Source organism: Gordonia sp. 'Campus', assembly GCF_022206305.1.
Lineage (GTDB): Bacteria > Actinomycetota > Actinomycetes > Mycobacteriales > Mycobacteriaceae > Gordonia.
Window position 1 is genome coordinate 21,201 of the sequence record NZ_JAKOIW010000011.1, and the last position, 23,853, is coordinate 45,053.

The 23,853-nt window shown below is 67.1% G+C and carries 26 protein-coding genes and 1 tRNA gene; 19 read left to right on the forward strand and 8 right to left on the reverse strand.

What is annotated here, in order from left to right:
* Positions 1-100: 100 nt before the first annotated feature.
* Positions 101-1,561, reverse strand: a complete 1,461-nt coding sequence (locus MAY35_RS12990) for an adenylate/guanylate cyclase domain-containing protein (protein WP_238421883.1) — start codon at positions 1,559-1,561, stop codon at positions 101-103.
* Between the two features lie 172 nt (positions 1,562-1,733).
* Between MAY35_RS12990 and MAY35_RS12995 the strand changes: the two genes are divergently transcribed.
* The 4 genes from MAY35_RS12995 (at position 1,734) to MAY35_RS13010 (ending at position 4,291) form a co-directional block, all read left to right on the forward strand.
* A complete protein-coding gene (locus MAY35_RS12995; protein ID WP_238421710.1) occupies positions 1,734-3,020 on the forward strand; it encodes a DNA polymerase III subunit delta' in 1,287 nt (428 codons plus the stop codon).
* 81 nt (positions 3,021-3,101) lie between these two features.
* Complete coding sequence (locus tag MAY35_RS13000; RefSeq protein ID WP_238421711.1) at positions 3,102-3,500, forward strand: helix-turn-helix transcriptional regulator; 399 nt, start codon at positions 3,102-3,104, stop codon at positions 3,498-3,500.
* The gene (locus tag MAY35_RS13005) at positions 3,497-4,018 is read left to right on the forward strand and encodes an SRPBCC family protein (protein ID WP_238421712.1); all 522 of its coding nucleotides are present in this window, start codon (positions 3,497-3,499) and stop codon (positions 4,016-4,018) included. The genes MAY35_RS13000 and MAY35_RS13005 overlap by 4 nt, the downstream gene beginning before the upstream one ends.
* Before the next feature lie 99 nt (positions 4,019-4,117).
* On the forward strand, positions 4,118-4,291 hold the full coding sequence (locus MAY35_RS13010; protein WP_238421713.1) for a hypothetical protein: 174 nt from the start codon (positions 4,118-4,120) through the stop codon (positions 4,289-4,291).
* A gap of 104 nt (positions 4,292-4,395) precedes the next feature.
* Here MAY35_RS13010 and MAY35_RS13015 read toward each other — a convergent pair whose 3' ends face one another.
* Positions 4,396-5,238, reverse strand: coding sequence for an alpha/beta fold hydrolase (locus MAY35_RS13015; RefSeq protein WP_238421714.1), 843 nt, complete (start codon positions 5,236-5,238; stop codon positions 4,396-4,398).
* A gap of 164 nt (positions 5,239-5,402) precedes the next feature.
* Between MAY35_RS13015 and MAY35_RS13020 the strand changes: the two genes are divergently transcribed.
* Complete coding sequence (locus MAY35_RS13020) at positions 5,403-5,981, forward strand: TetR/AcrR family transcriptional regulator (RefSeq protein ID WP_238421715.1); 579 nt, start codon at positions 5,403-5,405, stop codon at positions 5,979-5,981.
* Between the two features lie 38 nt (positions 5,982-6,019).
* Positions 6,020-6,745: a phytanoyl-CoA dioxygenase family protein gene (locus MAY35_RS13025; RefSeq protein WP_238421716.1), complete on the forward strand. Its 726-nt coding sequence runs from the start codon at positions 6,020-6,022 to the stop codon at positions 6,743-6,745.
* A gap of 2 nt (positions 6,746-6,747) precedes the next feature.
* Here MAY35_RS13025 and MAY35_RS13030 read toward each other — a convergent pair whose 3' ends face one another.
* Complete coding sequence (locus tag MAY35_RS13030; RefSeq protein ID WP_238421717.1) at positions 6,748-7,596, reverse strand: hypothetical protein; 849 nt, start codon at positions 7,594-7,596, stop codon at positions 6,748-6,750.
* A gap of 443 nt (positions 7,597-8,039) precedes the next feature.
* Here MAY35_RS13030 and MAY35_RS13035 point away from each other — a divergent pair, with 443 nt between their 5' ends.
* The gene (locus tag MAY35_RS13035; RefSeq protein WP_238421718.1) at positions 8,040-8,591 is read left to right on the forward strand and encodes a response regulator transcription factor; all 552 of its coding nucleotides are present in this window, start codon (positions 8,040-8,042) and stop codon (positions 8,589-8,591) included.
* Between the two features lie 21 nt (positions 8,592-8,612).
* On the opposite strand, the gene MAY35_RS13040 is transcribed toward MAY35_RS13035, so the two are convergent.
* On the reverse strand, positions 8,613-8,990 hold the full coding sequence (locus MAY35_RS13040) for a response regulator transcription factor (protein ID WP_238421719.1): 378 nt from the start codon (positions 8,988-8,990) through the stop codon (positions 8,613-8,615).
* Positions 8,991-9,120: 130 nt separating this feature from the next.
* On the opposite strand from MAY35_RS13040, the gene MAY35_RS13045 reads away from it, so the two are divergent.
* The 4 genes from MAY35_RS13045 to MAY35_RS13060 all read left to right on the forward strand — a co-directional run bounded on the left by MAY35_RS13045 (position 9,121) and on the right by MAY35_RS13060 (position 13,596).
* Positions 9,121-10,890 (forward strand): ATP-binding protein, encoded by a 1,770-nt coding sequence (locus MAY35_RS13045; protein ID WP_238421720.1) that lies wholly within the window; start codon positions 9,121-9,123, stop codon positions 10,888-10,890.
* 118 nt (positions 10,891-11,008) lie between these two features.
* Positions 11,009-11,830: an alpha/beta fold hydrolase gene (locus MAY35_RS13050; protein WP_238421721.1), complete on the forward strand. Its 822-nt coding sequence runs from the start codon at positions 11,009-11,011 to the stop codon at positions 11,828-11,830.
* Positions 11,831-11,922: 92 nt separating this feature from the next.
* Positions 11,923-12,276 carry a UBP-type zinc finger domain-containing protein gene (locus MAY35_RS13055; RefSeq protein WP_238421722.1) on the forward strand — a complete coding sequence of 118 codons (354 nt, stop codon included), beginning with the start codon at positions 11,923-11,925 and terminating at the stop codon, positions 12,274-12,276.
* Positions 12,277-12,282: 6 nt separating this feature from the next.
* Entirely contained in the window at positions 12,283-13,596 is a 1,314-nt protein-coding gene (locus MAY35_RS13060) for an NAD(P)/FAD-dependent oxidoreductase (RefSeq protein ID WP_238421723.1), read from the forward strand.
* Between the two features lie 72 nt (positions 13,597-13,668).
* Here the strand turns inward: MAY35_RS13060 and MAY35_RS13065 are convergent.
* The 3 genes from MAY35_RS13065 to MAY35_RS13075 form a co-directional block, all read right to left on the reverse strand.
* Positions 13,669-13,744 (reverse strand) — tRNA-Thr (locus MAY35_RS13065).
* Positions 13,745-13,941: 197 nt separating this feature from the next.
* Positions 13,942-14,790 (reverse strand): triacylglycerol lipase, encoded by an 849-nt coding sequence (locus tag MAY35_RS13070; protein WP_238421884.1) that lies wholly within the window; start codon positions 14,788-14,790, stop codon positions 13,942-13,944.
* A 52-nt stretch (positions 14,791-14,842) separates the two neighbouring features.
* On the reverse strand, positions 14,843-15,421 hold the full coding sequence (locus MAY35_RS13075) for a hypothetical protein (protein WP_238421885.1): 579 nt from the start codon (positions 15,419-15,421) through the stop codon (positions 14,843-14,845).
* 214 nt (positions 15,422-15,635) lie between these two features.
* Here MAY35_RS13075 and MAY35_RS23435 point away from each other — a divergent pair, with 214 nt between their 5' ends.
* Genes MAY35_RS23435 through MAY35_RS13105 form a run of 6 tightly spaced genes read left to right on the forward strand, consistent with a single transcriptional unit; the run spans position 15,636 to position 20,272 of the window.
* Complete coding sequence (locus MAY35_RS23435; RefSeq protein WP_374237953.1) at positions 15,636-16,520, forward strand: hypothetical protein; 885 nt, start codon at positions 15,636-15,638, stop codon at positions 16,518-16,520.
* A gap of 43 nt (positions 16,521-16,563) precedes the next feature.
* Positions 16,564-17,769, forward strand: a complete 1,206-nt coding sequence (locus tag MAY35_RS13085) for a hypothetical protein (RefSeq protein ID WP_245404021.1) — start codon at positions 16,564-16,566, stop codon at positions 17,767-17,769.
* Positions 17,770-17,825: 56 nt separating this feature from the next.
* The gene (locus MAY35_RS13090) at positions 17,826-18,311 is read left to right on the forward strand and encodes an enoyl-CoA hydratase (protein ID WP_238421725.1); all 486 of its coding nucleotides are present in this window, start codon (positions 17,826-17,828) and stop codon (positions 18,309-18,311) included.
* 42 nt (positions 18,312-18,353) lie between these two features.
* Positions 18,354-18,836, forward strand: coding sequence for an enoyl-CoA hydratase (locus tag MAY35_RS13095; RefSeq protein ID WP_238421726.1), 483 nt, complete (start codon positions 18,354-18,356; stop codon positions 18,834-18,836).
* 6 nt (positions 18,837-18,842) lie between these two features.
* On the forward strand, positions 18,843-19,550 hold the full coding sequence (locus MAY35_RS13100) for a hypothetical protein (protein ID WP_238421727.1): 708 nt from the start codon (positions 18,843-18,845) through the stop codon (positions 19,548-19,550).
* A gap of 50 nt (positions 19,551-19,600) precedes the next feature.
* Positions 19,601-20,272 carry a VOC family protein gene (locus MAY35_RS13105; protein WP_238421728.1) on the forward strand — a complete coding sequence of 224 codons (672 nt, stop codon included), beginning with the start codon at positions 19,601-19,603 and terminating at the stop codon, positions 20,270-20,272.
* 162 nt (positions 20,273-20,434) lie between these two features.
* Here the strand turns inward: MAY35_RS13105 and MAY35_RS13110 are convergent, their stop codons facing one another.
* Positions 20,435-21,631: an NADP-dependent malic enzyme gene (locus MAY35_RS13110; RefSeq protein WP_238421729.1), complete on the reverse strand. Its 1,197-nt coding sequence runs from the start codon at positions 21,629-21,631 to the stop codon at positions 20,435-20,437.
* Positions 21,632-21,900: 269 nt separating this feature from the next.
* Here MAY35_RS13110 and MAY35_RS13115 point away from each other — a divergent pair, with 269 nt between their 5' ends.
* Together MAY35_RS13115 and MAY35_RS13120 are read left to right on the forward strand one after the other, a co-directional pair.
* Complete coding sequence (locus MAY35_RS13115; RefSeq protein ID WP_238421887.1) at positions 21,901-22,566, forward strand: GntR family transcriptional regulator; 666 nt, start codon at positions 21,901-21,903, stop codon at positions 22,564-22,566.
* Positions 22,563-23,828: an MFS transporter gene (locus tag MAY35_RS13120; RefSeq protein WP_238421730.1), complete on the forward strand. Its 1,266-nt coding sequence runs from the start codon at positions 22,563-22,565 to the stop codon at positions 23,826-23,828. Before MAY35_RS13115 ends, MAY35_RS13120 begins: the two co-directional genes overlap by 4 nt.
* Positions 23,829-23,853 lie beyond the last annotated feature (25 nt).

The window sequence follows — 23,853 nt, forward strand, 5'->3', positions numbered from 1 at the left end:
CCGTATCTCCGTCCCGCTGTTCAGATTTGATCGGCGAGATGTAGACGGCATCGCGGGAGGTTCCGGCGGGCGCGGCACGGGGGCCGGTGACCCCCGTGTGTCAATCCTGCCGATGCGGTTCCAGGTGCGGCCGCGCGAGGAGCGTCTCGATGCCACGGCCGCGGAGTTCGACGCCTTCGCCGATCTCCCAGTGCTCGGCCTCCTGGTGGGAGGCGAGGAACACCGCACGCGCCGATCCGAGGACGCGCGTGGGCTCGTCTTTGGCGAGTTCGGTGAGACGTGCGGCCTCGTTGACCGGGTCGCCGATCACGGTGTACTCGAGGCGCTGCTCCGCGCCGATGTGACCGGCGATCGCCTTGCCTGCCGACACCCCGATACCGATGTCGGTGTCGCCGAGCGTCTCGTACAGTTCGGCACGGAGTTCGCGCGCCGACGCGAGTGCGCGCCCCGCGAAGTCGTCGAGGTCGAGCGGCGCCCCGAAGATGGCCAGCGCCGCGTCACCCTGGAACTTGTTGACGAAGCCGCCGTGCCGTCCGACCACGCCGACGACCACCCGGAAGAACTCGTTGAGCAGTTCGACGATCTCGCGTGGCGGCCGGTTGACGGCCAAGCGCGTCGAACCGACGATGTCGACGAACAGCACTCCGACGTAGCGTTCCTCGCCGCCCAGTTCGGTGCCCGTCTCGATGGCCCGTCGGGCGACGTCCTCGCCGACATACCGGCCGAACAGGTTGCGGAGCTGTTGGCGTTCGCGGAGGTCGGCGACCATGTCGTTGAACCCGGCCTGCAGCAGACCCAGATCGCTGCCGTCGTAGATCTTCACCGCGACGTTGAGGTCGTTCTCGCTGACCCGGGCCTGCGCTCGGCGAAGCTGTTTGATCGGGTCGTTGATGGCCGCCACGACGCGCACGATCGCGATCACACTGAACGCGAGCGCCGAGATCGCCATCCACAGGATGGGCCGTTCCAGGCCTGTCGAATCGGCCTCGATGATCCCCAGCCGGTGCAGGACGATCATCCCGATGATCACCAGCATCGGGGCCACCACGCTGATCACCCAGAATGCGGTGATCCGGGTGGTGACGCTCGGGGCGATCGCGTTGTCCGGGTTGTTGGCCATCGCGGCAACGGTGATCGGCCGCAGGACCTTCTCCGCCTGCATGTAGCTGAGCGCGCACGTGACCATCGCGCCGATCGTGCTGGCGATCGCGACGATGAACGCGTTCTTCGACGAGACGGTCAGGTTGACCAGGGTGAACAACGTTCCACCCACCACCCACAGGGCGGCGTTCACCGCCGTGAGCAGCATCGGGAGGGCGAGTGCGCGGCGTCGTGCCGCTTCGTTGTCGAGGCGCGTCCGGCGTCGATGCCAGATCAGCACCGGAAGCGACAGCTGGATGCTGGCGAATCCGCCGATGACCATGGCGATGAGCAGATAGGCCGCGAAGATGACCTGGTTCAGCGCGGTGATCTCGTCGAGACTGATCGAGTCCTGGATCGGCATGCCGAAGCGGAGGAACGCGAAGGTGAACAGCGCACCCACGAGGTTGGCTCGCAACATGTCCAGCGCAAGAATCGGCCACGGCGTATGAATCAGCCATCGGGCCAGATGCAGGCCCTTTGACCACCGCGACCGTTGTTGAACCACGAAGACCACGGTAGCTGGCTGCTTGCAATCGTTAAACACGGTTCCGCGCATCAGACGTGTCCGAACTGCGGATTAGGGTGTTGCTGTGACGAATGTCTTCGATCGACTGACCGGGCAAGAGGCGATCGCCGACGATCTGCGTGCCGCCGCGCGCGCCGCGCGAGCCCTGGCCCAGCGGCTCGACGCCGGCTCGTCGGCGGACCTGTTCCTCGCCGATGACGAGATCCCGGGGGTCGACGCGGGCTGGTCCCGAGCGTCGATGACCCACTCATGGCTTTTCACCGGGCCGCCGGGGAGCGGACGCTCGGTTGCTGCGACCTGTTTCGCGGCGGCTCTGCAGTGTCAGGCGCTCGACGCCGCGAACGTCGGCTGCGGGGAGTGTCGCGCCTGTGTGACGGTGATGGCGAAGACGCACGCGGATGTGCGTCACGTCGTGCCAGAGGGTCTCAGCCTCGCGGTCGGTGCGATGCGCGACATCGTGCAGGCGGCTGCTCGCCGACCGGGGACCGGACGCTGGCAGATCGTCATCGTCGAAGACGCCGACCGTCTCACCGAGCAGGCCGCCAACGCGTTGCTGAAGGTCGTCGAGGAGCCGCCGTCGCGGACCGTTTTCCTGCTGTGTGCGCCGTCGGTCGATCCCGAGGACATCTCGGTGACGTTGCGGTCGCGGTGCCGGCACGTCGCGCTGGTCACGCCGACCACCGCCGACATCGAACGCGTCCTGGTGGAACGCGACGGCCTCGATCCGGAGCAGGCGCGGTGGGCCGCATCGGTCTGCGGTGGTCACATCGGGCGTGCACGTCGGTTGGCGACCGATCCCGACGCTCGTTCGCAGCGGGAGAAGGCGTTGGGCCTGGCACGCGCCGCCTCGCGGGACTCCACGGCGTATGCCGCCGCCGAAGAGCTGGTGCGCTCGGCGGAACAGGCCGCGAAGGCGATCAGCGCGGAGCTCGACGAGGCCGAGACCGAGGAGATGAAGACCGCGCTCGGAGCAGGCGGTACCGGCAAGGGCACCGCCCGGATGCCGCGTGGCAGCGCGGGTGCACTCAAAGAACTCGAGAAGCGCCAGAAGTCCCGGGCCACGCGCGTCGGCCGAGACGTCCTCGACCGTGCGCTGGTCGATCTGGCCGCACTCTTCCGCGATGCGCTCGTCGTCGGTGTGGGAGCGCAGGTCACCGCGATGCACCCGGACAAGGCCGACGACATCTCGATCCCACTCGCCGGCTACGCGAGACCCGAACAACTGCTCCAGTGTGTCGAGGCGGTGCTCGCCTGCCGCGAGGCACTCGACATGAACGTGAAACCGAAGTTCGCGGTGGACGACATGGTCGCCCGGATCGGACTCGCGCTCAAACGCCGGGTCGACGTGTAGACGGACACCTCGTCGCCTAGCTCTCGTGCCGAGGGTGGTGGACCTCTTGGCTATTGGTAACCAATGTGTTACCAATAGGGGGTGGACGGATTCGAGGCGATCGCCGACCCGGTCCGCCGCTCGCTCGTCGCGCGGCTGGCCAGAGGGCCCGCGCGAGTCGTCGACCTCGCTGCCGATCATCCGATCAGCCGGCCCGCCATCTCACGCCATCTGCGGCTGCTGGGGGAGGCCGGCGTCGTCTCCGCGGTGGACCACGGACGTGAGCGTCACTACGAGCTCGTGCCCGGGGCTCTCGACGGGGTGCGAGAGTTCCTCGACGCGGTGGACGGCGGCACCGCCACTCCCAGGTTCGACGAGCACCACCTCGATGCCCTCGATCTCGAGGTACGACGCACCGTGCGTGAGCGCGAGCAGGCGGGCTTCGACGACGGCAACCGGCCGGCATCGGATTCGAGCAGCAGAAAGAAGGAGACAGGATGAGTGCCGACATGACGGCGACGGGCCGCCGGGAGGTCCGGGCGGGAGTGCCCTACGTGGTCCTCGAGCGAACGTTCGCCGCGCCGATCGACGCCGTGTGGGCGGCCATCACCGAGCCGTCCCGGCTCGAACGGTGGATCGGTACATGGACCGGCGATCCCACGAGCGGGTCGGTCGATTTCCGCATGACCGCGGAGGGTGACGACGTCGAGTCCGAACGGTTCTCGATCCTGGAATGCACACCGCCGCAACGGCTTGCGGTGACGTCCACGACCCCCGGCGATCAGGGCGACGAGGTGTGGCTGCTCGAGTTGGATCTGAGCGAGGTCGACGGCGCGACCACGCTCGTCTTCGCGCAGGGGATGTCTCGACCCGAATCCGCCGAGAACGTCGGTCCCGGCTGGGAGTACTACCTGGATCGTCTGGTGGCGGCCGAGTCGGGTCGTGATGTCGCGACGGTCGACTGGGATGCGTACTACCCGGCGCTGTCCGAGCCCTATGCGGTCATGTTCCGTCGCTGACATCCGCGAGAACCCCGTCCCCGCGGTGACCGCCCCGCGGCGACCTATCATGAGGTCACGGTCTCGGGCCGCGAACTGATGACGAGCGAGGGAGCAGCGATGTCGGACTTCATCCGCAAGGTCAAGGACGAGGCCAAGGCGGTCTCGGCCGCCATCGACCAGGAGCTGACTGTGCTCGAAGGCGTGCCCGGCTACGACCCGTTGGCCGACAACAACGATGACGAGGCGTCCGACGACGCCGACGCCCCGGGCGACGGAGCGGTCGAGAAATAGGCTGAGAATGTGAGCAAACGGCCGCCGGATGGGAAACCATCCGGCGGCCGTCCTGCTTCACGCGCGGGGGCCGCTCGCTTCTCAACGAACCCCAGTGGGGGCGCTCACTTCTGAACGAACCCCAGCAGCGCCTCGTTGACCTCGGCGGCGTGAGTCCAGAGCAGGCCATGGGGGGCATCGGCGATCTCGATGTAATCGGCTTCCGGGAATGCCTTGTGGAAGCGGCGCCCGCTGGCGTCGATCGGCAGGATGTTGTCGGCCGTGCCGTGCAGGATGAGCGTCGGCTTGCCCGAATCTCGAACCGCGGCAACATCTTCGCGGAAGTCTTCGATCCAGGTCGGCACCACTGCGTAGGCCGCGACCGGTGCGCTGCCGACGGCGGTGTTCCAGTTGGCGTCGACGACCTCCTGGGTGATGCGGCTGCCGAGGTTGTCGTCGAGGTTGTAGAAGTCCTTGTAGAACTGTGTGTACCAGGCGTAGCGATTCTGCTTGGCCGCCGCGGCGATGCCGTCGAAGACCGAGCGGTCGACGCCCTCCGGGTTGTCGTCGGTCTTGACGAGGAACGGTTCGAGCGACGCCAGGAACGCGAACTTGGCGATGCGCTCGGTGCCGTGGTTCTTGGCGTAGCGGGCGAGTTCACCTGTGCCCATGGAGAATCCGACGAGGATGACGTTGCGCAGATCGAGGGTTTCCAGCACCGTGTTCAGGTCGGCGGCGAAGGTGTCGTAGTGGTACCCGGTGCCTGCCTTGCTGGATTTGCCGAAACCACGGCGGTCGTAGGTGATGACGCGGTGGCCGGCGTCGATCACCTCGCGGGCCTGCAACTCCCAGCTGTTGCCGTCGAGCGGGTAACCGTGGATCAGCACAACCGGCTGACCGGTGCCGTGGTCCTCGTAGTACAGCTCGATGTCGGTCGAGTTCTCGGTGCCGACGGTGATGTAACCCATGGCGATCACTTCTCTCTGCTGAGACGACCCGATCGGGTCGGTGTGGAAGGAGCGGTAGATGTCCGGCGCGGTGAGAACGATCGTTCTCGCTGCTGATTGCTACAGTAGAGAACGATCGTTCCCCGCGCAAGCCCTGGGACCGGATTCGTTCGAGGAGGAGTGTCGTGACCGACGCAGTAGACCAGCGTGAACAGGTGATTCGTGCCGCTGACCAGTTGTTCAACGCACACGGGGTGCACGCTGTCGGAATGGACAAGGTGCGCGACGCCGCCGGCGTGTCGCTGAAGAAGATCTACTCGTTCTTCCCGTCGAAGGAAGCTCTGATCCTCGCCGTGCTCGACGACCGCACCCGCCAGTGGAACGCCGGCATCCTCGCGTGTGCCGAAGGTTTGTCGAGCCCGCGGGAGAAGCTGTTGGCCGTGTTCGACTTCCTCATGAAGTGGTTCGACACCGACGAGTTCCGTGGGTGCGCATTCATCAACGCGTACGGGGAACTCGGCGCCGAGATGCCGTCGGTGGCGTCGGCGGTCCGCGCTCAGAAGGCGGACTTCCAGCGGTACGTCGCCGGCCTCGTCGCGGAGCTGGGGGCTCCGGACGGTCTCGGCGCGCAGCTGTCGATCCTCGCCGAGGGAGCACAGACCACCGCCGCCATCGCCGGCTCCACCCGGGCGGCCGACGACGCACGCGCCGCCGCCGAGGTTCTGATCGATCAGGCGCTGCGCACACCGGCGGGACGAAAATGACTCGCGCCTGACTCGATCCGGTGCGACGATCGGCAACCATGATCGACATCCAGGCTTTCGTCGAGGACGGTTTCGTCAAAGTCGAACGCCCGGCGCTGCGCCCGGTCGCCGATGAGGCGCGGATGTACCTGTGGGCGCAGCTCGGGCTGTCCGAAGACGATCGGTCGGGGTGGACAGAGGCGGTGAAGTGGGCCTCGGACATGACCGGCCGGGGCCCGTTCGCCTCGCTTGCCGACGGCCCGGAGCTTACCGAGGCGCTCGACGCGGTGTGCGGACCCGGCACGTATGAGCCCCGCCGGGTGCTGGGCAACATCCCGGTCCGATTCCCGGTGCCGCCGACGGTCGACGACCGCGGATGGCACATCGACGCCAACACGCCGCGTCCGGACGGAACATGGTGTGTGAGTGGACGTCCGCAGACCGTTCTGGTGCTGACCCTGCTGTCCGAAGTCGGGCCCGACGACGCGCCGACACGGCTGCGACGCGGTTCGCACCGCGACAGCGTGACCGTCCTCGACGAGGACGGGATGAGCCCTTTCGATGCGGGGCCGCTTCTCGACGAGGCGAGCCGCGACCGTCCGATCGCCTTCGCAACGGGCAACCCCGGTGATGTCTACCTGGTCCACCCGTTCACCGTGCACGCTGCCGACGAACATCGGGGTGTCACACCACGTTTCATGGCGCAGTCGCCGGTCATGCTGACATCACCGCTCACGCCGGCCACCTCGGCACCGTTGGCGTGCGTCTTCGAGAGGTCTGTCTGACCTCAGGCCCCGCCGTCGTCAGAGTCCGAACCTGCCGAGTCGCGGCCGGTGTCCTCGTCGTCGCTGCCCGACCGATCGTGGGTGCCCAGTTGATCGTCGCCGCCACGGCCGGAATCCGAAACCGGCTCGTCGACCGGGGACTGCGGGTCACCGGCGGGTCGCTCCGGGGGGCCGTCGCCGCGGTCGGGCACAGAGCCGCGGGGAACGCCCGGGTCTCGATCGCCGGGAATGGTCTCCGGTGTGGCATCCCCACCGGTGTCACGCGGTACGACGACGGAGTCGTCGCCCTGGTCGACCGGCCGCTCTCCCGGCACCGGGTCGCGGGGCGCCGGCACGTCCCGAGGTGGTTCACGCACCTCATCGACGAGGACGACGAACGGTGGCGGGGCCAGCTCGGCGCCGCCGAACGCGTCTTCCACCGCGGGCGCCACCACCTCGTCGCCCTGCGCGGACGCGGTGTAGATCACGGGCGGTCGATCATCCCCGACGCCGCCGAACGCCATCATCGCCGACAGATTCTTTTCCATCGCAGCGGTTTTCGCGGAATCGAAGGTCGGGGACACCAGTTCGATCTTGTGGGAGCGGCCGGCGGCGACCGGACCGATCGATCGCGGGTATTCGACGATCAGGGACTGCCGGTCATCCCGCAGCGACAGGTTGCGGGTGATCAGCGTGCCGTTACGTCCATCGGGGGCCACCAGGAGGATCGCGCCCGTCCGAGGTGAGTCGACGAAGGCGGCCGCCTCGATCCGTTGCGTGGTCGCGGACGCCGGTACAGGCCGGTCGCCGGTGACACCGGCGATCATCCCGGCCGAGTCGGCGGCGGCGAATGTTGTCGGGACGATGGTCACGATCGAGACCATTGCGAGGGTCAGCGATGTGGCGGCACGCGATCTCGTGTCCCGCTGTCGCACGACCGTCGTCGTGCTGGCGTGGTGTCCACCCCGCCGGTGTGTTCCTGCCACCCGGGCCCCCTTGCTCGAGGAAATCATAGGCGGTCCGGTCGTCGGGACGTGTCAGACGAATGGACCACTGACAGGTGCACACTCCCCGTATCCTTCTGCGTCCACCGTGTCGGGTGACCATGATCTCATCTGCGCGCCTCGGACGTGCGAAGACCGTCCGATCGGCGCGTTGTCGGGACCGGCGTCGGGATACAGTGCCGGATGAGCGCGCCCGGTGGGCGCCGAGCGTCACGAAGGAGCGCGCATGACACTCCGGGCCCGGACCCCGACCGAGATCGGCCATCGTCGTGCGTCGACTGTGTTGTGCCGTTGTACCGAGGGCTGCTGACGTGGCTGTTCGGGTCGTGCTGGCCGACGACGACGTCCTGCTGCGCGAAGGGCTGGCAAGTCTGCTGACGACTGCCGGATTCGACGTGGTCGGACGGGCAGGCGACGCCGAGGATCTGCTGACCGTCGTGGCCGAGGCGATCCTGGTGCTGTCCGCGCACGTCGACGTCGACCAGGCTCTGGAGTTGCTCGAGAGCGGCAGGGGGATCGGTTACCTGCTCAAGACCCGGGTCACCGACGTCGATGACTTCGTCGACACCGTGCACCGCATCGCCGGTGGGGCGACGGTGATGGACCCGGCGCTGGTCCACGAGCTCGTCGCAGCGCGGCGACGCAACGATCCCCTCGAGGTGCTGAGCGCGCGGGAACGAGAAGTCCTGACCCTGATGGCCGAGGGGTTGTCCAATGCCGGGATCGGCCGCCGCCTGTGGATCACCGAGGGCACGGTGGAGAAGCACGTGCGCAGCATTCTCACGAAGTTCGATCTGGCCGACACCGCCGACGACCACCGACGGGTTCGGGCCGTCATCCTCTTCCTCGACGCCACGGCCTGAGCGGGCCGTGGCCCGACCGGATCACCTCCGGCCGGCGAGCAGCTGACGTATGCGGTCGGCCGACAGCGCGAACTTCGGCAGGAACCCGACCGCCGGACTGGCGTCGATCATGTCGGCGAACTCGTCCTCGTCATGCGTCGACACCAGGACGATGGCAGGCGTGGGGTCTGCGTCCAGCTCGTGGAGGGCCTCGACGACGTCGAAGCCGCTCTCTCCGCCGAGGTCGATGTCGACGAGCGCGAGATCGGGCCGAGTGGATCGGGTTTCGCGAACCGCGTCGTCGAGCGTCGACGCCGTCGCGATGACCGAGATGCCGCCGGCTTCGAGCATGTCACGCGCCGAGGCGCGGAAGTCGGCGCTGTCGTCGACGATGAGGCAGCGCAGAGGGGCGGCATTCATACTGTCGAGCGTGTCAGATATCGATGAGCGGGACATTCCTGCTAGCGGGAACTCCGACCGGGGACCGTGGTGGGATCGAGTTGCCGCGATCGTTGTCCGTCCGACGCCTCCGCCGCTCCGCTGGGGAGTCGTGACGGCGATCGTGCTCATCGCGTGCGAGGTGGGAATCGTGCGGTTGCTCAAGCACGTGTCGCCCGAGAACGCGTTCGGTGCGATCTTCCTGTTCGGCGTGCTGGTGGTCTCCGCCGGCTGGGGATTCGGTCTCGCAGTCGCGACCTCGCTCGCCAGCGCAGGGGCATACGTCTGGTTCCACGTCAGCGAGAGCAGCGAGAGTTTCGCACCCGCCGTCGTGGTGTTCCTCGTTCTCGCCCTGCTCACCAACTTGCTCGTCGGCCAATCCCGATCTCGGGCACTGGAATCCGAACAGCGCCGCCGCGAGGCGGACCTGTCGGCCGCGCTGGCGCGAACGGTACTGCGTGCCGCCGACCTCCCGGAGGCACTGACGGCGGCGAGCGCGCGACTGAGCAGCGTGCTCGAACTGCCACCTCCGGGCGCGGTCCTCGCCGAACCGGAGGCCCGCCATACGTTGGGCCGACGTCGGATTCCCCTGCTCGACGACGGCCGGTCCGTCGGCTCACTCCTCGTGCCCGCAGATCTCGACGCCGCCGGCCGGCGCAGGGTTGCACGTATGGTGCCCAGTCTCGAGGCGCTCCTGGCGGCGTCGCGCGATCGTGAGGAACTGTACGAACGCACGGTCGCCCTGGGTCGCCAACAGGCCGCGCTTCGCCGTGTCGCAACCCTGGTCGCCGCGCGCGCCGAACCGTCCGAAGTATGTCGGGCCGTCACCGCCGAACTCGCCGACGAACTCGGCGTCGAGCATGTCACCGCTGTACGGTTCACTCCCGACGGCGACTGCGAGATCCTTGCCGCACGCGATGACGGTGCCGATGGGGATTCGGTCGCGGTGACCACGGGGGAGCGGTTGACGCTGGGCGGGAACAACGTGTCGACGCTGGTCGCGCGGACCGGTTCGGCGGCGACCCTCGACTATGCCGAGGCCACCGGGCCCATCGGTGATCGGCTGACGGAGCGTGGAATACGGTTCGGCATCGGTGTTCCGATCACGGTCGACGATCGGCCGTGGGGAGCGGTCATCGTCGGCACGACTCATCGAGCCGCCCCGACGGATCTTCGGCTGCGGCTCTCGGACTTCTCGGATCTGGTGGCCACCGCGGTCTACAACAGCGAGTCCCGAGCATCGATGGCGCGGTCACGTGCACGCGTCATCGCCGCGGCCGACCAGGCGAGACGTTCCATCGAGCGGGACCTGCACGACGGTGCGCAGCAACGGATCGTGTCCCTGGGCCTCGACATCCGCGCCGTGCAGTCCGTCATCCCGCCGGAGCAGAACGCAGTGCGCGACAGGTTGGACGGACTGATCGATTCGCTGGCTCAGATACACCGGGACCTGCAGGAGTTGTCCCGGGGTATCCATCCCGCCATCCTCTCCCGCGGCGGCCTCGGGCCCGCCTTGAAAACGCTGGCCCGGCGGTCGCCGGTGCCCGCCTCGTTGACCGCCTCGATCGACGGCAGGTTGCCCGAAGCCGTCGAGGTGGCCGCCTACTACGTGGTGGCCGAGGCGCTGACCAACACCGCGAAGTATGCGCGGGCGACCGAGGTGGTGATCTCCGCGCACGTCGACGACGGTCTCCTGGTGCTGTCGGTGGTCGACGACGGCATCGGAAGCGCCGATCTCGCAGGGGGATCGGGCCTTCTCGGGTTGCGCGACCGCGTGGAGGCCGTCGAGGGCGAGTTCTCCGTCGCGAGCCCGCCCGGTGGCGGCACCACCATCCGTGCCGCGATACCGGTGGCCGGTTCGCCGGGTGTCGATACCGGCTAGCCGGTAACGGGAACCACCGGCCAGCATCCGGTCGTGTTTGCGGGCAGCATCGACGACACCGACGCCCGGGCGGACGAGTCTTGAGGTCAAGCGAACACGCGCTGACCAGGAGGATTCCATGCCGTTCATCACGACCACCGACGGAACCGAGATCTACTACACCGAGCAGGGTTCCGGCCGGCCGGTGCTCCTCAGCCACGGTTGGCCGCTGTCGTCGGACGCGTGGCAGGTCGAGCTCAAGCTCCTCGCCGACGCGGGCTACCGCGCGATCGCGCATGACCGTCGCGGCCACGGCCGATCCTCGAAAACGGCTGTGGGGCACGACATGGACACCTACGCCAAGGACCTGGCGGAACTCGTCGAGGCCCTCGACCTGAAGGACCTCGTGGTCATCGGACACTCGACCGGCGGTGGCGAGGTGGTGCGTTACACGGCGAAGTACGGCAAGGGACGTGTCGCCAAGGTGATCACCGCGGGCGCGGTCCCTCCGCTGATGCTCCAGACGGCGGACAACCCGGAAGGCACCCCGATCGAGGTCTTCGACGGCATCCGCAAGGGGGTGTTGACCGACCGGTCGCAGTTCTACAAGGACCTCGCCGAGACGTTCTTCGGGGCCAATCGCGACGGCGCACAGGTGTCCCAGGGCGCCAAGGACGATTTCTGGCGCCAGGGCATGATGGCCAATCTCTCGGCCGCCTACGACTGCGTCAAGGTCTTCTCCGAGACCGATCAGACCGAGGACCTCAAGGCGATCGACGTGCCGATGCTGATCGCGCACGGCGACGACGATCAGATCGTGCCGATCGCGGCCGCGGCGGAGAAGACCATCAAGCTCGTCAGCAACGGCACCTTGAAGGTCTACCCCGGTGCGCCCCATGGCATCTACGGTGAGTACCAGCAGGAACTCGACGCCGACATCCTCAAGTTCATCGCCGAGTGACCCCAGCTCCGGGCCGGCGGAACGGCCACCCCTCACCATTCCGCCGGCCCGGTTTCCCGGACCTTCGACGTTGCGCGAGAACGGAGTTGATGATGAGCGATCAGTCGATCGACACCTCGGTGGGCCCCAGCGGGCCGGGTTGTGTGGAATGTGAGGCCGCCCGGTCGTGGTGGTTTCACCTGCGGCGTTGCGCCGAATGTGGGCACGTCGGCTGCTGCGACGATTCGCTGAACCGTCACGCTTCTCGACACGCGGCCGACACCGGGCACGCGGTCATCCAGAGTTTCGAACCCGGGGAGGACTGGTTCTACGACTTCTCGACCGGCGAGATGTTCGCCGGCCCCGTCCTCGCGGCGCCGTCGTCGCATCCCGCGGACCAGGGTGTCCCCGGGCCGCGATCGAGGGTGCCGGCGGACTGGGTCGAGCAGCTCACCCAACGGCGGTAGTGATCGATGATCGACGATCGTGTGGTGCTTCCGCACAAGGTGATTCGTGAGAAGCCGGATCGCGGACCCGTCGGCGCCACCATGCACGCGTGCATCGTCGTGCGGATCTACGGACGCAGCCAGTGTCGTCATGCCTTCGAGATCCGAGACTTCCTGAGTCGCAGTGTTGTCCGGTTCACGTGGACGCCCATCGACACCGACGACGACTGCACGCACCTGCTCGGGTTGTCGCTGGCCGATGCGGGTCTGCCCATCGTCGACCTGCCGGACGGAACCCGTCTGCGGGCTCCGTCGGTCGCGGAGATCGCGGCCCGGCTGGGGTGGGTCAGTGACCCGAAGCTCCAGGAGTACGACGTGTCGATCTACGGGGCGGGTCCGGCGGGACTGTCCGCGGCCGTGTACGCGGCTTCGGAGGGACTGAGTGTCGCTGTCCTGGAACGTGAAGCGGTGGGCGGGCAGGCCGGTTACAGCAGTCTGATCGAGAACTACCTCGGATTCCCGGGCGGTATCTCCGGTGGCGATCTGGCCGAGCGCGCTCGTCAGCAGGCGGTCGAGTTCGGCGCCGAACTGCTGTTGATGCGTGACGGGCTCAGCACACGTTTCGCGGACGGGCGGGTGCACACGACGCTCGGCGACGGGACGACCGTCGTCGCTCGGGCCAGCGTGTGCGCAACCGGGGTCGAATGGCGGCGGCTCGGACTCGATCGGGAGGAAGAGTTCATCGGGTCCGGCCTGTTCTACGGCGCGGGCACCAGCGAGGCGCCCACGTGTAGCGATCTCGAGGTGTTCGTCGTCGGCGGAGGCAACTCGGCCGGTCAGGCGGCGATGAACCTGTCGTCGTTCGCCAAACGCGTCACCATGCTGGTGCGCGGTCAGACGCTGTCCGCCACGCTGTCGAGCTATCTCGAGGAGCGTGTTGCGCGACAACCGAACGTCGACATCAGAACCGATGCGCGAGTTGTCGGTCTCGAGGGAGGCAAGGGGCTGACCGCCATCCACATCGAGGACTCCCGCACCGGAGAAGTCGAGGTCGTCGAGACGCAGCGGTTGTTCGTCTGCATCGGCGGTGACCCGGCCACCGAGTGGGCGGCCGGCACACCGATCGCCCGGGACGACCACGGGTTCGTCATCACCGGTCCCGACCTGCCGACATCGGACTGGCCGCTGGACCGTGCCCCGTTCTATCTCGAGACGTCGGTGCCCGGCTTCTTCGCCGCAGGAGATGTGCGTCGCAACTCGGTGAAACGAGTGGCGTCGGCAGTCGGGGATGGCGCGATGGCGATCACCTTCGTCCACCACCACCTCGCAAGCAGTGGCTGAACGGGCTCGGTGGTGAGGTGCTGCGGTCGACGACGAAAGCGATCCGCTCGAGAGCGAATCGCCTGGTCCAAGTGGAGCCGCCCAGGGGAATCGAACCCCTGACCTATTCATTACGAGTGAATTGCTCTACCGACTGAGCTAGGGCGGCGTACTGCGCGAGGCAGCGCAGACGAGTCTAGCGAGCGCCGGGGAACGAGCAAAACTCGGGTCGGCGGAGGTTGGTCGTCGGCCTGCGGTTCGGAAACGAGGTCGCACGCGACTCCGGTTCGTCGACGCGACTTCGATCGAGGTCGCCTGGACGGAATCAGATCGCGTCCGACCTCATTTCGGACGGCTGCGTGTGAATCAGAACGGGAAGTCGGGCCCACACACCATCGGGACCCGATGAGCGGGGTCGAGGGCGTTGCGGACCAGCGCGGCGACGGTCGGGGAGTAGGCCATGCCGACGTGACCGATCCTCGACGACGGGCACACGTCCTGGACCACCGTGTTCGTGACGTTCGGCCCCGGAGGCATGAGCGTGAGCACGTATGGCGTCGAGATCTCGTCGAACCGGGTCGCCAGATTGACGTACTCGATCGAGGGATGTCTCGGACCCCAGTAGCTCTGACCGGGAGCGCGTGCGGGCAACCGGTCGGTGATCGCGCCGACGCGTGAGTATCCGCGGTTCGACGCCGACAGTCCGACGATGGTGCCCACCTGATCGGCGCGGCCGGGAAGCTGGGTGACGAGTTGGGCGATCGCGCCGCCCTGGCTGTGGCCGACGAAGTCGACCTTCGCAGCGCCGGTGGCCGCCAGGACCCGCCCGACGAAGGCCGAGACCGCGCGTGCGGACCGCTCCTTGTTCCCCAGGCCGCCGGTGTTACCGCTCCAACTGGTCTGACCGTAGGTCAGGCTGAAGACGCAGTAGCCCGCGTTGGCCAGGGTCGGGGCCAGGTAGGCCCAGTTCGCGCTCTGGTTCATGGCGGTCGCGTGCAACAGCACCACAGGGTGTCGCCCGGAGCGGTCGCGACAGTCGAAGCGGTTGGCGCCGGCAGGCGACTCCGATGCCGGGCTCAGATAGCGCGTGGCGATGGCGGTCGTCGCGTCGGTGGATACCGGGAACGGTGCGGCGTGCGCGGTGCCTGCGGCCAAGGACAGGCACACCGCCACCGCGCTCATGGCCGACACGACTCCGGATCGGATGCGGTTCATGAACGGATTGTCGCCGATGTTGTTCTCGTCCACGGCGCTTCGGTGACTGTCGTCAGGTGTCGCGACGGAGGAATTCGACGCCGCGCGGCGACAACTCGTACCCGACGACGAGGCTGTCGGTCAGCCCCATCGTCTTGAGCTTGGTGATGTCCTGCTTCAAACCTTCTCTGTCCCTGCCGAGTTCGGCAGCGAGATCGGTCGAGACGACGCCGGGCCTGCGTCCGATGAGGTCCAGGACCTCGCGTGTCCACTGCCCGCGCTTGGAGCGTGCGTCCATGCGATCGAGACGGGTCCGTATCTCGGCGACATCGTCGTCGGAGAGATTGTCGTCGGCGCGCAGAGCGATCCTCGGGTCTTCGCCGATGCACTGCAGGCCGATGCGGTAGGTCGGATTGTGGACGTTTACGCACAGGGTCGCCCGTAGGGCATCGGCGTCGTCGAATCCCGCCCGGCGCGCTTCCTGCTCGGAGATCCGCTCGGGGTCGACGCGTTCGAGCGAGGTCACCTCGATCACGTGCGTCTGTGCGATGAAGCTCGAACCGGGACGTATGCGGGCATGACCCCATCGCCGAAAGGCGAGGTCGACGGTTCCGTCGGCGACCCCGCGGACAACTGCGGCCGTGAGAAGCACGTCTTCGACGATAGCCACCGCAACGACCGTGCGTAGGGCGGTGTTCGGGGCCTGTCGCCCCTGTGGACGACAGCTGAGACGTTCCTGAGAGCTGTTGTAAGGTTGCCCGAGGTCAGCGACGGCAATGCCGACGTGTTCGGGGGGACCCCCTGCGTCGTGCTGTCGTTGAGCGCAACTGAACGACGACATGATCACCGGCCGGGGGGAGGGATCTTTGGTGCCGCCGCGCGCTCCCGCACTGTGGTTTGCCGACGTTCCGCCGATGCCCGCCGTCGATGCGACTCCCGCAGCCGATCTGGCCGCTCACCTGGCTCGATACCGATCAGTCGACGCAGTTCACGACGCCACATCTTCCTCGGCGGTGGCGGTTCTCGAGCGTCCCGTGGGCCCCGTCGAGCAACCAGATCGAGCGCCGGTCACCACAATTGAGACGGTCGCACCCCGGTCATCCTCCGACCTCGAAGCATTCTTGGCGGATGCGGAGAAGTCGGTACGTGCCAAGCGTGGCGGTGCGTCCAGCCGGGCGGGGGTCGTTCGTGCACGACTCGGTTCGCGACTGTGGATCGCCGGTGTGGCAGCAGCATTATTTGTGATTGTCGCCACAGTCGCGGGCGTGATCCTCGTGGCGGGAGGCGACGCGGACGAACCGTCAGTCGCCTTGACGCCGAGTGTTGACTCGACCTCGACACCTGGCGGCGCATCGACACCTCCGGTCGCCAGTGAGGCGGCGTGCACGCAGCGTCCGGTGGGTGCCGGGACCACGGTGTCCGACGGTGACGACGCCGGGAATCAGGAGTCGGGCGCCGGGGCGATTCGCGCGTTCAACCACGCCTACTACGTACTGCGGTCGGCTAAGGCGGCGCGTGCAGTCGCCGTACCGGGGGCGGTCGCATCCGAGTACGTGATGCAGCAGTACATCAACCAGCGGCCGCTGGGGACCAAGCACTGTCTGACGGTCGCCGATCGCGGACCGGGCGAGTACTCGGTGGTGCTCACCGAACTGCAGCCCGACGCCGCGCCCATCACCTATCGCCAGGTCATTCGCACGACGACCACCGGCGGCAAGTCCTACATCCAGTCCATCCGCTCGGTCGAATGAGTTACCGCCCAGCCTGTCCGGGCGCCTAGAGAGGTAGATGAGAATGAGTCACAGTCGGGGTCGGCATCGTAAGCGTCGTGTGCCGAGTGGTCCGTTGTTGTCGGTGACGTCGGCGGTGGTTGCGGTGTCGATCACTGCGGGAACCGGTGCGGCGTTTGCGGTTCCGGAGCAGGGTGGTACTGATCCGACCGATACCGCTCCGAGTCAGGGCGGTACGAGTCCGGGTGATGTGACTCCGGGTGTCGGTGCGGGTGCCGAGGCGAATGTGGAGCCTGTTGTGGTGCCTGGTCCGGGTAGTATTCCGGGTCCGCCGGTGGAGGCGCCGTATCAGGCGTACACCGCGCCGGGGTCGCAGTCGTATGACGAGCCGTATACGCCGTTGATCAACAATCGGGTGGCTCCTCGTGTTGCTCCGCCGGTTCGGCCGATTGCGCCGCCGCCGGAGAAGATTCGTGTGGGCAACTTTGTCACCGACATTCCGGAGGGCATGTCGAAGCGGGATGTGAACTCGATCAATGCGTGGTCGGCTTATGGTGAGGCCAAGATTGCGCAGGGTCTGATTTCTGCTGGTGTTCCTGAGGATGAGGCCACTCGTCGTGCCGCGGCGACGATCATCGGTGTGATGGCCGGTGGTACCGCTGGTGCTGTCGCGCTTGGTATTCCGTCGGCGGTTGTGGGGGCGGTCGGGGGAGCGGGAGTTGGCGCGGTTACCGGGCTTATTGTTGGTTCGTTGCCTCCGTACTACGCCCTTGGCGGACCCGGGGCAGCGATAGGTGCTGGTGCGGGTGCTGCAATCGGGGGCATCGGTGTTGGCGCTGCCGGCGCAGCGCTCGGATTTGCCATCGGCGGTACTGCTGGCGGATTGCTCGCGTACTCGCTCGGAGCCGGAGATCCGGGTGCGAACCCTGACGAGCCATGGCGCCAGAACGGCCCGCGTCATGCGCTGCCGGAATATGGACCGAATCAGTTCGAGTTTCATTTGCCATCGGACCAGGCACGTCTTTCGGGGCTCCCTGCTGTCGACTATGTGGTGAACCACCGCGGCGACGTAGACGCGCGGGTCGGTGCGTCGACGTTCAAATGGTCAGGCGTGCAGGCGCGTTTGCCCTACGCAGTGCTGGGTCCGCATGCTGAGAAGTCAGTCCGTGACTGGACACGGGCGCAATCTGAAAGTCTCAAGAATGCCGTCCCGGGTAGTGACGTGTTGTGGCCAAAAGAAGATGACGACAGCAGCTCGCTAAGGCAATGATTTGTGAGGCGTGAAACTAGTGTCGAAAATCTGTGTACCGATGAAGAGAGTGTGAGATGAAGAAGCCAGTGGTGGCAATTTGCGTTGCGGTAGTTGCCCTGTTCAGTGTCTTGCTCGGCGCAGGGCACGCATCCGCTGCTCCGATGCAGAACTTCAGTACCAACGGTACGACGTTCGGCACATTCGGCGACCATTCGTTCTGTCGCGGTGCGATTACATACAAAGTCGACGCCGCGCCCAATAAGCGCGGGGTCGTCCGGGTCACCGCGACTTCCCACGGGTTCTCGGGTCAGGGCCCGAGCTGGGTTCGAAACCCCAATTGCCGCTTTTTATTCCGATCTGCCTTCACGAGCGTCAGAGGGTTGGACCTGGAGAAGTGGACGACCGGATCATTCGGACCTGAGCGTGGCCACAAGAAGGTATGGGAAGTTGTGACTGGCTCGGGCCCGGCGACGGTAGGTATCACCACCTATGCCGTCAACAGTGCCGTTCGTGTTCCTCAAGCGCCGGCTGGTCCTGCATTCTTCATGCTGGTGCCGTAGTCGCTCTATTCAACTCTTCTGGGCCTATCGAAAGGTATTGTGATGACGAAGATCTTCGCGTTGTTTACCGCGCTCGCCGTGGCGGCCGTCCTCTGTAGTGTTAACGCCGTTCAGGCGGGAGCGGCTCCGATTCCCCAGGTTTCGCCTACCGGCTATAACTTCGGAATTTTCGGTGACCACTCGTACTGCCGAGGCGCGGTCAATGTCACGCTGGGTGCACCCAAGGGCAAGCGTGGCGTCGTCAGGGTCACGGTGCGCTCGCACGGGTTCACCGGGGCTGGGGCGAGTTGGAAGCGAAATCCGAATTGTCGAGTGCTGTTCGGTAACTACTACACCAGCATTCGGGGCTACAACCTGGAAAAGTGGGTTACCGCGTCGTTCGGCCCACGTGCGGGCGAGAAGAAGGTGTGGGAGATCAACACAGGTTCAGGTCCGGCCAGTCTGGGCTTCGGTGGCTTCTCGCCCAACAGCCCGGTTCGAGTTCCGTCCGGTTACGGTTCGACCATCTACATGCTCGTTCCCTAACTCCAGATGACCAACCCAACCACCCCACGCGACGGCGACCCGCAGGCCTGGGCCGAGCGGGCCGTCGTCGTGTGCGGGACAGCCGGCGGCGTTGGGACATCGGTTGTTTCGGCTTTGCTTGCCGAGCATCGGGCGTCGTCGACGCTCGGGTTGCTCTCATGGTGGGTGGACGCCTCGGGCAACGATTGCGACATCGAGCTGCGACTGCGTGGTTCGGGGAATCAGGAACTGCTCCGCACGGCGTCGGGGACCGGACTCTGGCTCCCGCCCGATGATGCGACGGCCACCGACGCCGTCGTCGAAACGTGGCGGCAGGGCGCGGTTCCCGTCGTCGACGCCGGCGCGCACCCGCTCACGCTGCTGCCCGAGCTCGCCGAAGACGACCTCCCGAACCTCACTCCGGTTCTTGTCATCGCCGCGCGACCCGACCTGCTCAACCGCGCCCGCGTCGTTTTCGCCGAATGGGACCGGGCAGGCGTACTCGAGAAGACGATCGTCGTCATCTCCTCACAGACACCGGCCACCCATAACGACGGGCTCGCCGACATGTTGGTCAATGTGGTGTCGGGGGCGGTCGGTGGCGTGATCGGCCTCGACTACGACCCCGTCATCGGCGCGGGTACCGCCCTCGACCAAGACGCGCGTCGCGGCTTCCTCTCGGCGACACACCAAGCGATCGCAACACTCGCCGCGGCGACCACCAATCGGAGCTGAACCGCGCCCACCCTTTCGCAAAACCGGTGAAGCGGGCAGCATGGGGCGGTATGACCGGCTCAACCCGCTCACCGCTCACCACCGCCCAGGCCGCCGAGATGGTGGCCGATCCCTGGCGCGTCATCGCCGACAGGCTCGCCGCCGCCTACACGACCGGCTCGATGGTGCGCGGCGGTGAGTTCGTCGCGAAGATCATCGACGCCGCCGAGGAGGCGAATCACCACCCGGACATAGACCTCCGCTACGGCACAGTGCATCTCGTGCTGACCACGCACAGTGCGCATCAGCTCACGGAAGCCGATGTCGCGCTGGCGAACCGGATCACCGGTATCGCCGCAGACCTCGGTCTTGAACCGGCCACCGCGCCGGTGACCCAGTTCAACCTGGCCATCGACGCCCTCGACATCCCGGCGATCCGGCCGTTCTGGAAAGCGGTGCTGGGTTACGGCGACGCCACTGAGCGCGAACCCGTCGACCTTGTCGACCCAGCCGGCCGGCTGCCCAGCGTCTGGTTCCAGCAGATGGACGAGCCGCGCCCGCAGCGCAGCCGAATGCACGTCGACCTGTGGATTCCCACCGACGAGCTCCACGAGCGACTGCAAGCCGCTATCACCGCCGGCGGACAACTGCTCACCGACGAGTACGCTCCCGCCTTCTGGGTGCTTGCCGACGCGGAAGGCAACGAGGTGTGCCTGTGCACCTGGCAGGACCAGAACTACTGACCCTGATCGCGCTGATGGGCTGGTAGCCGGCCCGCGCCGAAACGCGCCTCTGAAAAGCGCCCCTGAAAACCGCCCTCCAGCGGGCGACCGACGGTTATGTGTCATCGGGTCGCTTCTGATGGGCGGTTTTCAGGGGCGGTTTTCGGGTGGGTGAGGCCTCGACTACGAGCAGTGCCCCTCCGCACGGGCGACATCGGCGACGGCCGCTGCGACGGCCGGGGCGACCCGGTCGTCGAGCGGGCTGGGCACGATGCGATCGGCGCGCAGGTCATCGGCGACGACCGAGAAGATGGCCTCTGCCGCAGCGATTTTCATGCCCTCGCTGATGCGGCGTGCGCCGGCGTCGAGGGCGCCCTTGAAGACGCCGGGGAAGGCGAGCACGTTGTTGATCTGGTTCGGAAAGTCGCTGCGGCCGGTCGCGACGATCGCGGCATACTTGGCCGCGGCCTCCGGATGGATCTCCGGGTCGGGGTTCGACAGCGCGAAGACGATCGAATCGTCGTTCATCGACGCGATGAGCTCTTCGGGGATGAGGCCCGCCGACACACCGATGAAGACATCGGCCCCGGCGAGCGCCTCGACCGCGCCGCCGGTCAGCCCGCGCGGGTTGGTGCGCGAGGCAAGCTCGGATTTCGACTCGTTCAGTCCGTCGCGACCCTGGGACACGATGCCCTTGGAGTCCAACACCACGACGTCGGAGATACCCACTGCCAGAAGGATGTTCGCGCAGGCGACGCCCGCGGCTCCGGCGCCGGAGATCACGACCTTGAGGTCGGCGAGGTCGCGGCCGAGGTGGGTCGTCGCGCCCTTGAGGGCGGCGAGGACGACGATCGCGGTGCCGTGCTGGTCGTCGTGCATGACCGGGCAGTCGAGGGCCTCGATGACGCGACGTTCGATCTCGAAGCAGCGGGGCGCGGAGATGTCCTCGAGGTTCACGGCGCCGAAGCTCGGACGCAGCCGGATGAGGGTCTCGACGATCTCGTCAGGATCCTGGGTGTCGAGCACGATCGGGATCGAGTTGAGCCCGGCGAAGCTGCGGAACAGCGCGGACTTGCCCTCCATGACCGGCAGCGAGGCGCGCGGGCCGATGTCGCCGAGTCCCAGAACTGCCGATCCGTCACTGACGACGGCCACCAGGCGATCGGTCCAGGTGTACTTGTTCACCAGGGTGGCGTCGGTGTCGATCGCGCGCGACACCTGGGCCACGCCCGGGGTGTAGGCGATCGACAGGTCGCGCTGGGTGTCGATGGGTGCGCGCAGCTCCACCGAGAGTTTGCCGCCGACATGCGCCAAGAAGATCTCTTCGTCGGTGATGGGGTGATCGGCGATCGTGGGTTCGGTGTAGGGGGTCTCACCCATACGTGTGTCCTCCGTGCTCGTCACGGGTCCTCCTGGAATGCCGCGAAATATGCGGGTTGCATCGTCTCGCCGGCCACGCTGCCCGCGAGCTAGAAGTGATCCGCATCGACGCGAGCGAGGTGCGCTCAGCGGAGGCGGGCCGGGCGCGTGTGAGCGGGGTGACGCTCGTTACGGCCGCATTAAGTGTCTCACCGTCTGGGATTGACGCGGAAGGTGGGTCGGCCCAGGTGAAGACCTCAATGATCATTGGTAAGGTACAACTTGTGTCTATGTCGCATGCGACCGCTGAATCCGCTGCTGAACGGGTATATGCCGAGGTCAAAGAGCAAATTCTCACAAACGAGATTGCCGGCGGTGAGCTGATCAGCGAGGGTGAGATCGCCGCGAAGTGCGCAGTGAGTCGCACCCCGGTGCGTGAGGCATTCCTGCGTCTGGAGACGGAAGGCTGGATGCGTCTCTACCCGAAGCGCGGTGCTCTCGTGGTCCCGATCGGCGACCGGGAGACCCGCGACGTCGTCGACGCCCGCCTGCTCCTGGAGCGGCACGCCGTTCGATCCGTGGTGGCCCGCCCGGCCGCGGCCGCCGACCTCGTTGTCCGCCTGCGCGAGAATCTCGCCGCCCACCGCCGGGCCGACGCCGTCGACATGCCGCAGTTCGCACGCATCGACGCCGAGTTCCATCAGCTCATCGCGGCGGCCGGTGACAACCCGCTCCTGTCCGGTTTCTATTCGACGCTGGGGGAACGGCACCGTCGCATGACGACGGCTTCCGTGCATCGGGACGCACGCGTGGCGGCTCGTATCCTCGACGACCACCAGGCCCTCCTGGAGGCGATCGAGGCCGGTGACCCCGAGCGTTTCGACCACCAGCTCGCTCGACACCTCGCCGCGGTCCATGACCTCCCTGGCGATGACTCGTCGGGAGCGAATTCGTGAGCGCCGAACGCGCCCGCTTCGGTTGGCCTGCCGTCGCGCTCGCGGTGTTCACCACCGCGTGGGGCGGCAACGAGTTCACTCCGCTGCTGGTGATGTACCGGCAGATCTCCGACCTGTCGCCGGTGGTCGTCGACGCGCTGCTGTTCGCATACGTCCTGGGCATCGTGCCCGCTCTGCTGATCGGTGGTCCGCTCTCGGACCGGCTGGGTCGACGACCGCTCATGCTGCCCGCTCCGCTGTTCGCGGCTGTCGGTTCGGGATTGCTCGCCGCGGGATCGGAGTCGGTGGCACTGCTGACCGCCGGACGCGTGTGCAGCGGCATCGCGCTGGGCCTGTCGATGGCCGTCGGCGGCAGCTGGATCAAGGAACTCTCCGACCGTGACGGCGCGCGCACCGGTGCCGGTGCCGGCCGTGCGGCGATGAGCCTCACCGCCGGGTTCGGCGTCGGCGCGGGCGTGGCCGGTGTGCTCGCGCAGTGGGGGCCCTGGCCGCACGTCCTGCCGTACCTGATCAACATCGGCGTCGCGGTCGTGGCGGCGAACCTGATCGTGCTGGTACCGGAGACGCGTCTCCGGCAGGCTGCTCCGGGCCGTCTGCGTGACGACCTGCGCATCCCGTCCGCGGGGCATCGCCGGTTCCTGTTCGTCGTGATGCCGCTCGCACCCTGGGTGTTCGGTGCCGCGGCGTCGGGTTATGCGATCGTCCCCGCCCTCATGTCCGCGCGCACCGCGGGAGCGCCGATCGCGTTCGCCGGCCTCTGCTGCGTTCTCGGCCTGACCGCGGGCTTTGGCATCCAGTCTCTGGGGCGGCGGATCGACCGGCCGGGAAGTGTCCGCGGGGTCGTCGTCGCCCTGGTGGTGCTGGTGGCCGGGATGGTCCTCGCGGCGGTGGCCGCCCACGTGCTGACCGTCTGGGTCGCGCTGCTGGCATCGACGCTGCTCGGATGTGGTTACGGCATGGCGATGATCGCCGGTCTCCTCGAGGTGCAGCGCATCGCCGGTCCAGACGACCTCGCCGGACTCACGGCGGTCTACTACGGCGTGACGTACCTGGGCTTCGCCGTGCCTGCGGTCTTGGCGTGGATCTCGGAGACGTGGGTGGCCATCACGTATCCGGTGATGTTCGGGTTCGGTGCCGTGGCCGCCCTCGTGTCTCTGGCGGTGACCATCATCGGGCATCGACGTCACGGGCCGGAAGCCGCGCGCGACCCGCACGCCCCACTGGCGTCGACTGCGGACATCGGAGCCGGCCGGGCACGGTGACACGACGCCGCGCCGCGACCACCCG

Bases quoted from the DNA above. Each gene is read 5' to 3' on its own strand.
- MAY35_RS13025 (WP_238421716.1), top strand. From the start codon at position 6,020: ATGATCGACATCCAGGCTTTCGTCGAGGACGGTTTCGTCAAAGTCGAA.
- MAY35_RS13100 (WP_238421727.1), top strand. From the start codon at position 18,843: ATGACCAACCCAACCACCCCACGCGACGGCGACCCGCAGGCCTGGGCC.
- MAY35_RS13050 (WP_238421721.1), top strand. From the start codon at position 11,009: ATGCCGTTCATCACGACCACCGACGGAACCGAGATCTACTACACCGAG.
- MAY35_RS13110 (WP_238421729.1), bottom strand. From the start codon at position 21,631: ATGGGTGAGACCCCCTACACCGAACCCACGATCGCCGATCACCCCATC.
- MAY35_RS13095 (WP_238421726.1), top strand. From the start codon at position 18,354: ATGACGAAGATCTTCGCGTTGTTTACCGCGCTCGCCGTGGCGGCCGTC.
- MAY35_RS13010 (WP_238421713.1), top strand. From the start codon at position 4,118: ATGTCGGACTTCATCCGCAAGGTCAAGGACGAGGCCAAGGCGGTCTCG.
- MAY35_RS13070 (WP_238421884.1), bottom strand. From the start codon at position 14,790: ATGAACCGCATCCGATCCGGAGTCGTGTCGGCCATGAGCGCGGTGGCG.
- MAY35_RS13115 (WP_238421887.1), top strand. From the start codon at position 21,901: ATGTCGCATGCGACCGCTGAATCCGCTGCTGAACGGGTATATGCCGAG.
- MAY35_RS13060 (WP_238421723.1), top strand. From the start codon at position 12,283: ATGATCGACGATCGTGTGGTGCTTCCGCACAAGGTGATTCGTGAGAAG.
- MAY35_RS13105 (WP_238421728.1), top strand. From the start codon at position 19,601: ATGACCGGCTCAACCCGCTCACCGCTCACCACCGCCCAGGCCGCCGAG.
- MAY35_RS12990 (WP_238421883.1), bottom strand. From the start codon at position 1,561: ATGTTGCGAGCCAACCTCGTGGGTGCGCTGTTCACCTTCGCGTTCCTC.
- MAY35_RS13040 (WP_238421719.1), bottom strand. From the start codon at position 8,990: ATGAATGCCGCCCCTCTGCGCTGCCTCATCGTCGACGACAGCGCCGAC.
- MAY35_RS13085 (WP_245404021.1), top strand. From the start codon at position 16,564: ATGAGTCACAGTCGGGGTCGGCATCGTAAGCGTCGTGTGCCGAGTGGT.
- MAY35_RS13090 (WP_238421725.1), top strand. From the start codon at position 17,826: ATGAAGAAGCCAGTGGTGGCAATTTGCGTTGCGGTAGTTGCCCTGTTC.
- MAY35_RS13015 (WP_238421714.1), bottom strand. From the start codon at position 5,238: ATGGGTTACATCACCGTCGGCACCGAGAACTCGACCGACATCGAGCTG.
- MAY35_RS13055 (WP_238421722.1), top strand. From the start codon at position 11,923: ATGAGCGATCAGTCGATCGACACCTCGGTGGGCCCCAGCGGGCCGGGT.
- MAY35_RS13005 (WP_238421712.1), top strand. From the start codon at position 3,497: ATGAGTGCCGACATGACGGCGACGGGCCGCCGGGAGGTCCGGGCGGGA.